General features: G+C 74.1%; 9 protein-coding genes. 4 read left to right on the forward strand and 5 right to left on the reverse strand.

What is annotated here, in order from left to right:
• Positions 1-100: 100 nt before the first annotated feature.
• The 3 genes from AB0C87_RS21515 (at position 101) to AB0C87_RS21525 (ending at position 3,619) form a co-directional block, all read left to right on the forward strand.
• The gene (locus AB0C87_RS21515) at positions 101-829 is read left to right on the forward strand and encodes a response regulator (protein ID WP_353831822.1); all 729 of its coding nucleotides are present in this window, start codon (positions 101-103) and stop codon (positions 827-829) included.
• Positions 829-2,373, forward strand: coding sequence for an ATP-binding protein (locus AB0C87_RS21520; protein ID WP_353831823.1), 1,545 nt, complete (start codon positions 829-831; stop codon positions 2,371-2,373). The genes AB0C87_RS21515 and AB0C87_RS21520 overlap by 1 nt, the downstream gene beginning before the upstream one ends.
• 271 nt (positions 2,374-2,644) lie before the next feature.
• On the forward strand, positions 2,645-3,619 hold the full coding sequence (locus tag AB0C87_RS21525) for a trypsin-like peptidase domain-containing protein (protein ID WP_353831824.1): 975 nt from the start codon (positions 2,645-2,647) through the stop codon (positions 3,617-3,619).
• 176 nt (positions 3,620-3,795) lie between these two features.
• On the opposite strand, the gene AB0C87_RS21530 is transcribed toward AB0C87_RS21525, so the two are convergent.
• Positions 3,796-4,665, reverse strand: coding sequence for an oxygenase MpaB family protein (locus AB0C87_RS21530; RefSeq protein WP_353831825.1), 870 nt, complete (start codon positions 4,663-4,665; stop codon positions 3,796-3,798).
• A 129-nt stretch (positions 4,666-4,794) separates the two neighbouring features.
• Between AB0C87_RS21530 and arfB the strand changes: the two genes are divergently transcribed.
• The gene (gene arfB / locus AB0C87_RS21535) at positions 4,795-5,220 is read left to right on the forward strand and encodes an alternative ribosome rescue aminoacyl-tRNA hydrolase ArfB (RefSeq protein WP_345172742.1); all 426 of its coding nucleotides are present in this window, start codon (positions 4,795-4,797) and stop codon (positions 5,218-5,220) included.
• A 156-nt stretch (positions 5,221-5,376) separates the two neighbouring features.
• Here arfB and AB0C87_RS21540 read toward each other — a convergent pair whose 3' ends face one another.
• From AB0C87_RS21540 to AB0C87_RS21555, 4 genes are all read right to left on the reverse strand, one after another.
• Positions 5,377-7,185, reverse strand: coding sequence for a M4 family metallopeptidase (locus tag AB0C87_RS21540; protein WP_360579159.1), 1,809 nt, complete (start codon positions 7,183-7,185; stop codon positions 5,377-5,379).
• A 222-nt stretch (positions 7,186-7,407) separates the two neighbouring features.
• On the reverse strand, positions 7,408-10,221 hold the full coding sequence (locus AB0C87_RS21545; protein ID WP_360579161.1) for an AAA family ATPase: 2,814 nt from the start codon (positions 10,219-10,221) through the stop codon (positions 7,408-7,410).
• Positions 10,222-10,302: 81 nt separating this feature from the next.
• Positions 10,303-11,046, reverse strand: coding sequence for a L,D-transpeptidase family protein (locus tag AB0C87_RS21550; RefSeq protein ID WP_360579163.1), 744 nt, complete (start codon positions 11,044-11,046; stop codon positions 10,303-10,305).
• Between the two features lie 238 nt (positions 11,047-11,284).
• Positions 11,285-12,049, reverse strand: coding sequence for a crotonase/enoyl-CoA hydratase family protein (locus AB0C87_RS21555; protein WP_345172734.1), 765 nt, complete (start codon positions 12,047-12,049; stop codon positions 11,285-11,287).
• Between the last annotated feature and the right edge of the window lie 5 nt (positions 12,050-12,054).

Consider the following 12,054-nt stretch of genomic DNA (forward strand, 5'->3'; position numbering starts at 1 on the left):
GCCCGTCCGGCGCGGACGCTCGACCTTTACCCTGCCCGCGTTCAGGGGACGTTCAGGTTGAGATGGCAACCTCTCGATGATGTGGAGGGGGACTGTGCCAGTGGTCGAACGTACGGCGAACGGCGGCAGGGCGGCTGAGGCGACGCTGCTCGTCGTCGAGGACGAGCCCAACATCCTGGAGCTCCTCGCCGGCAGCCTGCGCTTCACCGGATTCGACGTGATCACCGCCACCAACGGCGCGGACGCGGTCCAGTCGGCGCGCCGGCACCGGCCCGACCTGATCGTGCTGGACGTGATGCTGCCCGACATCGACGGGTTCGACGTCGCGCGGCGGCTGCGGTCCGGCGGGAACCACACCCCCGTGCTGTTCCTGACCGCGCGGGACGCCGTCCAGGACCGGATCAAGGGACTGACGATCGGCGGCGACGACTACGTCACCAAGCCGTTCAGCCTGGAGGAGGTCATCGCCCGCATCCGGGCGGTGCTGCGCCGGTTCCGCGGCGGCGTGACCGAGCCGCCGCCGCGCATGGTCTTCGCCGACGTCGAACTGGACGAGGACAGCCACGAGGTGTGGCGGGGCGGCCGGCCCGTCCAGCTGTCGCCGACCGAGTTCAAGCTGCTGCGCTACTTCATGGCGAACGCGGGCCGGGTCGTGTCCAAGGCGCAGATCCTCGACCACGTGTGGAACTACGACTTCCGCGGCGACGCGGGCATCGTCGAGTCGTACGTCTCCGCGCTGCGCCGCAAGGTCGACAACACCGAGCCCCGGCTGATCCACACGCTGCGCGGCGTCGGCTACGTGCTGCGCGAGCCGTCGAGAACGGGCTGATGGCCACGCGGGTCCCTCCGGCGGCCGCCCCTCCCCCGGCGCGGGGCGCCGGCGCGGCCCCGGCGGGGGGCCTCGCGCGGCTGTGGTCCCGCACGTCGCTGCGCGTCAAGCTGATCGCCGGGATGCTCGTCCTGGTCACGCTCGGCATGACGGTGATGAGCGCGGCGGGCGCGTCCGTGCTGCGGCAGTACCTCGTCGGACGGGCCGACGACCAGCTGCGCGGTTCGGTCGGGCGGGCGATCGACCAGGTCGTCCCGCAGCTGGAGAGCGGGCAGACGCGGATCACGGTGCGGATCCCGAGCGAGATGTACGGGCAGGTCCGCACCACCGACGGCCGCTCGCTCGGGCAGAACGAGGCGTGGAGCGAGGCCGGCCATCCGCGCCTGCCGGCCGACCTGAACAGGCACGTCGACCAGCCGTTCACCGTGACCGGGACCGGCGGGTCGACGTGGCGGATCCTGGCCGAGCCGATCCCCGGCGGCGCGGTGATCGTGCTCGCGTTCAGCCTGGAGGAGATCGACCGGACCGTGCAGCGGCTGGTGGTGATCGACGCGATCGTCGGGCTGGCCGTGCTGGCCGTGCTGACGGTGGTCGGCGTCGGCGTCGTCCGGGCCAGCCTGCGCCCGCTGTCGGCGGTGGAGGAGACGGCGGGCGCGATCGCGGCGGGCGACCTGTCCCGGCGCGTCCCGGAGGCGGACCCGGGGACGGAGATGGGCCGGCTCGGACGGTCGCTGAACACGATGCTCGGGCAGATCGAGGCGGCGTTCGGGGCGCGCGCGGAGTCGGAGGCGGCGGCGCGGCGGTCGGAGGAGACGGCCCTGCGCTCGGAGGAGACGGCGCGGCTCTCGGAGGAGCGGATGCGGCGGTTCGTCGCGGACGCCAGCCACGAGCTGCGCACCCCGCTGACCGCGATCCGCGGATTCGCCGAGTTCTACCGGCAGGGCGCGGCCCGCTCCCCCGAGGAGCTGGACCGGCTGATCGGCCGGATCGAGGAGACCGCGTCCCGGATGGGCCTGCTCGTGGAGGACCTGCTGCTGCTCGCCCGGCTGGACCGCCAGCGCCCGATCGAGCGGCGCCCGGTGGACCTGCTCGCCGTCGCCGCGGACTCTGTCCAGGAGGCGAGAGTCCTGGCACCCGAGCGCACGATCGACCTCACCGTCGAGGGAGGGCTGGCCTACCAGGTGCTGGGGGACGAACCGCGGCTGCGGCAAGTCCTCGGCAACCTGCTCGCCAACGCGGTCACGCACACGCCGGAGGGCACGCCGGTCGAGGTGCGGCTGTCGCCGGGCACTCTGCGGGGCGAGCCGGCCGCGGTCGTCGCGGTCGCCGACCAGGGGCCCGGGCTGGCTCCCGACCAGGTGGAACGGGTCTTCGAGCGCTTCTACCGCTCCGACGAGGGCCGCTCGCGCGACGACGGCGGCGCGGGTCTCGGCCTCGCCATCGTCGCCGCGCTCGTCGCCGCCCACGAGGGCGTCGTCCGGGCCGACTCCACTCCCGGCGAGGGCGCGACGTTCTCGGTCGTCCTGCCTCTGGCGGACGGCTAGGGGCGACGGCCGGGGGACGCCGCCGCCCCGTTCAGGAAACGTTCAGGATCGTGGGTTCCAATGGACCCACAGGGCGCGCCCCGGTCTCGACGGGGAGCGGGAGGCCGCGCCCTGGCCAGCTTCGCGACGGTCGGCACGGCGGCCGAAGGGACCACCCTTCCGGCCGCCTTTTTCATGACATGTAGGCGTTCAGCACACTTTCAGGTTGGCTCCAGGCGGCCTGCAGACCCGGGACGCACTCTTCATGGTGAGAGAGCGACAGGGGGATCCGATGAACGCCGACCGGCCGCAGCAGCAGCCCTGGGAGCCCAGCCGACCCGGGGAGTCCAGCACACCCGGGTTCGAGCCATACCCGCCGTGGGCGGGCGACGCCCCGCCGCAGCAGCAAGCGGCGGCGCCGTCTCGTCCGGGCGTGTTCGGCATGGGGGTGCTGAGCACGACGCGGCACAAGCTCGCCGCGGCGGGCGCCGCGATGGCGCTGGCCCTGGGGGCGGGCGGCGCCGGCGCGGGAGTGGTGCTCGCGCTGACGCACGAGAGCACCGTCTACGCGAGCCCGACGGCCGTCTCGGGCGTCTCGTCCAAGAGCACGACCGCGCAGGTCGCGGCCGCCGTTCAGCCGAGCGTGGTGTCGATCCAGGCGCGGACGGCGTCGGGCGTCGAGGGCGGCTCGGGCGTGGTCCTGCGTTCCGACGGGGTGATCCTCACCAACGCGCACGTGGTGTCGGGCGCCCAGCAGGTCGCGGTGAAGTTCAGCGACGGCAGGACCGCCTCGGCGCGGGTCCTCGGCGCGAACACGGCGGAGGACGTCGCCGTGGTCAAGGCGCAGGGGGTGTCGGGCCTGAAGCCCGCCACGCTCGGCACCGGCGGCCGCGTCTCGGTGGGCGACGCGGTCCTCGCCGTGGGCAGCCCGCTCGGGCTGGACGGCTCGGTGACGTCCGGCATCGTCAGCGCCCTGGGCCGCGACATCCAGGAGGGCGGCGACCAGCAGCAGCTTCCGCCGGGGCTCCAGGGACGGCTGTCGCAGCAGCAGCAGACCGTGATCAAGAACGCGATCCAGACCGACGCCGCCATCAACCCCGGCAACTCCGGCGGCGCGCTGGTGAACGCCGCGGGCCAGGTGATCGGCGTCAACACCGCCATCGCCACGTCCGGGAGCAGCGAGGGGAACATCGGGGTCGGCTTCGCCATCCCCGTCGACTCCGCCAAGAAGGCCGCCGACGCGATCATCGCCGGCGCATCGGTCTGACCCGGGGCGCCGTCCGGCCAGGGCTCTGGGGGGAGCGGGCGGCGGACGGCGACCCGGGCCGGTAGGTCCTCCCGCCGGGTCTGGGCGGGAGGACCGAGCAAGGGAGAGCGGCCGCGTGACCTGCCTGTGGGTCGCGCGGCCGCTCACATCCGTCTCCGGCCCGCCCGGGCCCGCGGTCAGCCCTGTTCCGGCGCCGCGCTCCGCACCTCGACGGCCGGGCGGCGCTTCAGCTTCGCCAGCATGCGGCGGGTCGTGAGCAGGTAGTAGTCGCGCGGCAGCGTGCGGACGCGCAGCGGGAGCCGCGGGTACACGAGCGCGATCACGCCGACCAGGAGGCGGAAGCGGCGCTCCCGCGCCGCGTTCCAGGTCCATCCGTACTGCTCGCGGATCGGCGCGGGCATCAGCCCCGCGGTGAGCAGCCGGATCGCCGCGAGCCCGGGCGCGTGCAGCGGCCCGCCCGGCAGCCGCGGGTTCAACACCTGCTCGGCGATGGCCCGCGACGCGTCGGTGATCTCCAGGCCGCGCAGCATCCCCGCGTAGTACTCGCGGAAGCGCGGGTACGTCTCCGGCATCCGCTCCTCCGGGCAGCCGAGGATCGTCGCGTAGACCTTGGTCTGCCGGTAGAACTCCTCCAGCTCCGCGTCGGTGAACGTCCGCCGGAAGACCAGCTGGTAGAACTGCACCGCCACCGCGAACAGCGTGGCCGCGACCCACACCTGCAGCTCCGGGTCGTTCGCCTCGTAGTCCGGGCCCGTGACGGCCGCGTGTCCTTTGGTGACCAGGGCGCTGAAGGTCTCGGCCTCCTCCTTCGTCCCGAACTGCACCGCGTAGAGCCACCCCATCGTGTTCCGCAGCCGGCGCAGCGGGTCGTCCGCCGTGTAGCTGTGGTCGTAGACGCCCTGCGCGACCTTGGGGTGCGCGGTCTGGAGGAGCGACGCGGCCCCGCCCGCGGCGATCAGCACGCCCTCCCGCGTGATGACGCGGATGAGGTCGTCGTCCCGGAAGAGCCCTGGTTCGTCGGCATGGTCATCGGCGAGAACGGTCATGGCGCCCAGTGTAAGTAAGTACTTGCAACGGTCGCCAGTCGGACCCGCGAGCCGGAGGTTGGGGCGCGACGCGGCGGCGGGCACGATATTGGAGCGACCGGGCCGGCCCTTCCCTGCGACAATGGGGGCATGCCCGCCCAGATCCACGTCCGCGGCTCGGTCTCCATCCCGGAGTCCGAGCTCGGCTGGCGCTTCTCCCGCTCCTCGGGGCCGGGCGGGCAGCACGTCAACACCAGCGCCACCGCCGCCGAACTCTCCTTCGACGTCGCGAACTCGCCGTCCCTCCCCGAGCCGCTGCGCGCCCGCGCCCTGGAGCGCCTGTCCGGCCGCCTGGTCCGCGGCGTCCTCACGATCCGCGCCGAGGAGTACCGCTCCCAGCAGCGCAACCGCGACGCGGCCCGCACCCGCCTGGCGACCCTCCTGGCCGAGGCGACGGCCCCTCCCCCGAAGAAGCGGATCCCCAAGAAGGTCCCCAGGGGCATCAACGAGCGGCGGCTGGAGAACAAGAAGCGCCGCAGCAACGTGAAGCGCCAGCGCAACGCTCGCTGGGACTGACCCCGGCGGCGTCCCCCAGCACGCGGATCCGACCCGGCACGACGGCGGCGCACGGCGCGACCCGAGAACACAGCGCGACCCGAGAACACGGCGCGACCCGAGAACACGGCGCGACGCCGCGGTGCTCGGCGGGAGCACCGCGGCGCGCGGGTTCGGTCAGATCCTCTCCCAGAGGGCGGGGACGTTGGGCGGGGTCCAACCGGGCATGGCGGTGTGGGCCTGGAGGCATCGGTAGCTGGCGCCGTCGTAGGTCACCACGTCGCCGGTCTTGTACGCGGTGCCCGCGGCCCACGATCCGCTCGGGTCGCCCGGGCCGGGGTCGCCGGGCCCCGGGTCGCTGACGCGGCTGCCGACGTTGACCCCGGCCCACGCGTTGGCGGTCGCGGCGTACTCGGCGCTGGACTGCCCGTACAGCTTGGACGCGGCCGCGAGCGTCGAGCGGCGGGCGTCGGCGTAGTTCGTGGTCGGGCGCATCTCCTCGGTGAGCGCCTTGTACCAGATCGCCGTGGCCTTCTCCCGGCCGATGCCGGTGACCGGCTTGCCGTCGGAGGTCGGCGAGTTGTAGGCGGTGCCGTTGATCACCTTGGAGCCGCTGCCCTCGGACAGCAGGTAGAAGAAGTGGTTGGCGATCCCCGAGGAGTAGTGGACGTCCACGTTCCCGGCGTTCGGCGACCAGCTGTCCAGCGAGGAGCCGTCCTTGCTGGGACGGTCCATGTACCGCAGCGGCGCGCCGTCGCCGCGCAGGTTGATCTTCTCGCCGATGAGATAGTCGCCGACGTCGCTGGAGTTGTTCGCCCAGAACTCCATGGCGCTGGCCATGATGTCCGACGTCGCCTCGTTCAGGCCGCCGGACTCGCCCTGGTAGACCAGGCCGGCCGTGTTGGAGGTGACGCCGTGCGTCATCTCGTGGCCCGCGACGTCCAGCTCGGTCAGGGGCTTGCTGTTGCCCTGGCCGTCGCCGTACGTCATGCAGAAGCAGCTGTCGTCCCAGAAGGCGTTGACGTAGCCGGTGCCGTAGTGGACGCGGGAGTAGGCGCCGACGCCGTCGCCGCGGATCCCCGACCGTCCGAAGACGGTCTTGTAGAAGTCCCAGGTCTCCCCGGCGCCGTAGGCGGCGTCGACCGCGGCGGTCTGGCTGTTGCCGGCCGTGCCGTCGCCCCAGGTGTCGTCGGCGTCGGAGAAGAGCGTGCCGCGTCCCGTGGTGGCCCGGTTGAGGTTGGTGGTGTCGTGGTTGCCGCGCCCGGTGTCGCGCAGGACGTAACTGCCGCCGGACGAGCTGGTGCCGAGCTGGACCGTGCCGGAGTACTGGCTCCTGCCGGTGCCGGTCTGCACGCCCTGCCACTCGATGATCCTCTTGCCGGAGACGGCGTCGGTGAGGACGTGCAGCCGGTTGGGCGTGCCGTCCTTCCGCGTCCCGCCGACCACGGTCTCCCAGGCGAGGACGGGCTCGCCGCCCTCGCCGACCCACACGACCTTGCGCGGGGCGACGCTGCCCTCGGCCTTCGGCGTGTTCGGCCTGGTCGACACCAGGGTCTTCGGTGCGGTCTCCACCTGGAGCGGCTTGGTGAGCGCCTGGGAGACCCGCTCGATCGAACCGGCCTTGGAGCGGTGCACGATGAGGTCGCCGCCGAGGACGGGCAGGCCCTCGTAGGTGCTCTCGTAGTGCGTGTGGGTGGTGCCGTCCTGGTCCTTGACGACGGTCTTCACCTTCAGGCCGACCTTCGCGCCGAGCTTCAGCGCGGACCGGGTCTCGTCCTGCCGCGCCTCGGCCCGGCCGACGAGCGTCCGGTACTCCTGCGCGCTCACCTTCGCCGGCAGCTGGCCGGGGTCGCCCTTCGGCGCCCGCGCGGGTGCGGCGGACGCCGGGCCCATCGGCATGCTCAGCAGCGCCATGGCGGCGACGGTGACGAGGGAGGTGCTCAGGGCGACGCGCCTGTGGGCGCGTCCGGGGGTCGTGGATCTCACGGGGGTACTCCTTGTCTGCCGGCCGTCGCGGGGACGCCCGAGGGGGAGCGCTCCTGCGGCCCGGTGGGGCCGCGGAACTCCGGAGTGGGGGGTTTGCCTCGGGAACGATGACACGCCATTTCCGGCATGTCATCGCAAAGTTCCCCCTGCACCTGAGGTGTAGGGAGGCCCGCCGCACGGCAAGGGAAACCCCTACACGGCCAGGGGGCGGACGAGGGTTCCCTAGTGCGGCGGCGACGCCCCGGGGCCGGCCGGCCCGCCGCCCAGCAGCGCCCCGAGCTGCGCCCGGGAGCGGATGCCGAGCTTGCGGTAGACGCGCGTGAGGGACGCCTCGACGGTCTTCACGCTCAGATACAGCCGGTTGGCCACCTGCTGGTTGGTGGCGCCCTGACCGACGAGGACGGCGATCCGCCGCTCCCCCTCGGTCAGCGACGCCCGGGCGGCGGGACCGGGCCCGGCGGGGCCGTCCCGCAGGCCGGTCTCCAGGCGGGACAGCCGGTGCCGCGCCTGCTCGATCCAGGGCCGCGCCTCGCACCGCGTGAAGATCTCCAGGGCGTCCTCGGCCGCCCGCCGCGCGGCCGCGGCGCGCCGCCGGCGCCGCTCGACGCGCGCCTGGTCGAGCAGGCAGTGCCCGGCCTCCAGCGGCTGGCCGAGCCGCGCGAACAGCGCCGCGGCCTCGCTGAGCAGCGCGACCGCCGCGTCGTGCTCGCCGCGCGCGGCCAGCAGCGCCGCCTCCGCCCGGTCCAGCCGTCCGGTGACGCTCGCGCCGCGGTACCCGACGGCGGCGCGGGTCGTGCGGATCAGCTCCGCGGCCCGCCCGGTGTCGCCCAGGGCCGCGAGCCCCTCGGCGAGGTCGCACTGCCAGGGCAGCACCGTCGGCGACGGCAGCCTGCGGTCCTGGCCGAGCGCCTCGATGCGCCGCAGCGTGCCGACGCCCGTCCGGACGTCCCCGCTCCGCGTCTGGGCGACGCCGAGCACGTGCAGCAGGCGGCTCTGGAAGATGACGTCGTTCTCCTGCTCGGACGCCCGCACCCCGCGCTCGGCGAGGGCGACCGCCCGGTCGATGTCCCCGCCCGCCAGCTCCGCCAGCGCGCCGTGGTACCAGGCCGGGCCGGGGCTGAGGGCCGCCTGCTCGGTGACGCGCATGGCGCGGTCGGCGAAGTCCAGCGCCTCCCGGCAGCGGCCCGTCCGCGCCGACACCTCCGACAGGTTGCGCAGGACGTGCACGACCTCCTCGCCGGAGCCGCGCTCCACCAGCGCCAGCAGCCGCAGCAGCTCGGCGCGCGCCTCGGTGAGCCGGTCCTCGAAGATGGCGCAGTAGGCCGCGAGGTACCGGGGCGTCATGTGGAGCCGTCCGTCCAGCGGGGGCTCCGGGAGCCGCCGCGCCCGTTCGAGGTCGCCCGCGTAGTCGCCGCGCCCCTCGATCAGCGCGATGTTCGCCCGGACGGCGAGCGCCCGCGCCTCCAGGTCGGTGTCGCCGGTGTCGCGCGCGTGCACCAGCGCGGCGTTGACCTCCTGCTCGGCGCGTCCGGGCGCGCCGGTCACGAGCGTGCCGAGCGCCGTCCGCAGCCGCACCTGCCCGAGCAGCGCCGGGTCGCCCTCGGCGTCCACCAGCGCGGCGGTGAACAGCTCGCCCATCTCGGTGAGCCCCTGGCCGGACAGGTCCAGCAGCGCGAGCCGGACCCGGACCCGCTGCGCGCGGGTGGCGTCGGCGGCCAGGACGGCGTCGGCGGCGCGGTGCGCGAGGTCGGGCAGGCCGCCGCTGGCGCCGGTCTCGGCCGCCGCGACCAGCCACTCCAGCCGCTCGGCTGCGGGCTCGGCCGGCGAGCGGTCCGCGGCCAGCAGGTACAGCTCGGCGGCCATCCGGTGCGACCCCTGCCGGACGGCCTGCTCGGCGGCGGTGACCAGCGAGTGCGCGAGCTCGGCGTTCGGGCCCGGGTCGGCGAGGGCGCGGTGCCGGGCCCGTCCCGCCGCGTCCGGCACCACCTCGGCGAGGGCCCGGTGCACCCGCGCCAGGTGCGGGGCGTCGGCGGACTCGGCGAGGACGGTGGCGACCGCGGGCGGGGTGAACCGGATCCCGCCGCCCTCGGTGATCAGCAGCCCCAGCCCGGCGGCGTGCCCGATGTCGCGCGCCGCCTCGGCGCGCCCGGCCCGGCGCAGCAGGTCCGCCGTCGGCCGGATCGCGAGCGCCGCCATCAGCAGCGTCTCGCGGGCACGCTCGGGCAGCCGCGCCAGCCGTTCGGCGATCACGGCCCGCACCCGCTGCGGCAGCGGGGCGGGGCGCCAGTGCCGCGGGACGCGCCCGGTGAACGCGCCGCCGAGCGCGAGCGCCAGGTACGGGTTGCCGCCGGAGTCGGCGTGCAGGGTGTTCACCACCCGCACCGGGAGCCCGTAGCTGTCGAGCATCTCGGCCAGCTCGTCCGGCTCCAGCGGCGGGACGGGCAGGTGCGCGGCGTCGGGCGCGGGCGTCCAGGTGTCGCCGCCGCCGTCGCCCGCGGCGAATCCGTCCGGCCAGCGCCCGGCGACGATGGCGCGCACGCCGCGCGGGCCGAGCCGGCCGACCGTGTAGCGGACGGCGTGCACGGACTCGGCGTCCAGCCACTGGGCGTCGTCGACGAGCAGCAGCACCGGCCGCTCCTCGGCGCACCGGGCGAGCAGCCCCCGGAACGCCAGCCGGCACGCGGCATGGTCGGACGCCGCCGCCGGATGCGGCTCGGGCAGCCCGGACAGCCGCTCGCGCGGCAGCTCGGCGGTGAGCGCGCCCGGCAGCTGGTCGAGCAGCTCGGCGAGCCCCGAGCACGGCACCCACCGCTCGGTCTCGGTGCCCGCGACCCGCAGCACGAGCTCCCCGCGTTCCGCGGCCGCGGCTCCGGCGGCTTCGAGCAGCGCCGTCTTCCCGATACCGCTCGGACCGGTCAGCACCACGCTGCCGTTCCGCCCGATCCGGGACTCCACGGACGCGAGCAACGCGGACCGCCCTGCCAGCCTGGGCGGTGCTCCGGCGCGGACCACCGACGACGCGGCGAGGACGTCCATGACTCGCTCCCCTCAGGAGGACTAGGACGCCGCCACCGACGATAGCCAGCGGACGAACCCGTCACAACGCCCGCGTTCCGTTCAGGGGCGGAACAGGGCCCGGCTCGTCCCCATCATGATCCGGTCGTGCGGGCGCAGGGTCCGCATGACGGCCTCCAGGACGGACCGCTCCATCGAGACGCACCCGGCCGTCCGACCCGCGCCGACGTGCATGAAGATCGCCGAGCCGTTCCCCTGGACGACCGGCGAGTCCGGAGGCCGGTTGTAGTTGATCACCACCGCCTGCCGGTAGGGCCCGTCCTGCATGATCTTCGAGAGGTTCTCGTCGGCGGGCAGGCACGTGCCCCGGTAGTACCGGTTGTACCGCCGGTCGCCGATCGTCGAGCCCCAGCAGTCACCGCCCTCCCGCAGCGTGCGGTAGGGGAGGCGGGTGCCGGGGTCCCCTTCGCCGAACGCCTGGGTCAGGCTGTAGGAGCCGGTCGGCGACCTGCCGTCGCCCTCCCGCTTGGCGCCCGGCTCGGCATATCCGTTCCGTCCCACATGCCCCGGTGCGGTCAGGAGCGTCTTCCACGAGCGCCCCGCCTTGACGCATTCGGTGACGGCCACTTCGGTCGTGCCGTATTGGGCCGCCACGGCGAACACCACATGCCGCGCCGCACCCGGCTCGTAGCGCGTCTTCCCCTGGCCGAGGGCCCGGCAGGGATCCTCCGCCCTCTCCCGGGCGAACGCCTGCGGGGCATGAACCCCCGCCGCGACCAGCACCGCGGCAGAGGACAGCGCGGCGGCAGAGGAGAGAACCGTGACCCGCATGGCACCCGAACGCATGACGCGGCTCCCTGCTGTCGAGGAACGGATGATCATGCCTCGATCTCTACCCCGCCCCGGTACCCCTCAACAGCGGGCATGCGCCCGAGAGGACGGCATTACTCACTGCCGGGCAAGGGGGCTCTTCTCGGCGACCGGATCGGGACGCTCTGGAAACCGCAGAACGCCCGGAACCGTGAAGTTCCGGGCGCTCTGGAGGGGCCGTCACGACACCGAAGGGCCACTCAGGCCGGAAGGCTTACTCGCCCTTCCAGTTCGGCTTGCGCTTCTCGGCGAAGGCCGCCGGGCCCTCCTGGGCGTCCTTGGACATGAAGACCGGCAGGGTGATGTCCTGCTGCTTCTTCCACGCCTCGTCGGACGTCCAGTCCGCGGACTCGACGATGACCTTCTTGGTCGCCGCGAGCGCCAGCGGGGCGTTCTCGGCGACCTTCAGGGCCAGCTCCTTGGCCGCGGCGAGCGCGCCGCCCGGCTCGGCGAGCCGGTTGACGAACCCGAGCTCGGCCATCCGCTCCGCCGGGTACTTGTCCCCGGTGAGGGCGATCTCCATGGCGATGTGGAACGGGATGCGCTGCGGCAGCCGCAGCAGCCCGCCGCCCGCGGCGACCAGCCCGCGCTTCGGCTCGGGCAGCCCGAACTGGGCGTCCCGCGCCGCGACGATCATGTCGCAGGACAGCGCCACCTCGCAGCCGCCGGCCAGGGCGTAGCCCTCGATGGCGGCGATCAGCGGCTTGGCCGACGGGCGCTCGGTGATGCCGGCGAAGCCGCGTCCCTCGACGGTCGGGTTGTCGCCCGTCAGGAAGCCCTTGAGGTCCATCCCGGCGCAGAACGTCCCGCCCGCGCCGGTGAGGATGCCGATGGACAGGTCCTTGCGGGAGTCGAGCTCGTCGAGGGCCGCCGCGATCCCCTTCGCCACCTCGCCGTTGACCGCGTTGCGGGCCTCCGGGCGGTTGATGGTGACGATGAGGACGGCGCCGTCTTCTTCGGTAAGGACAGCGTCGGTCATTCAGT

The sequence above is a fragment of the Actinomadura sp. NPDC048021 genome, from assembly GCF_040653135.1.
In the GTDB taxonomy this organism is placed as follows: domain Bacteria; phylum Actinomycetota; class Actinomycetes; order Streptosporangiales; family Streptosporangiaceae; genus Spirillospora; species Spirillospora verrucosospora.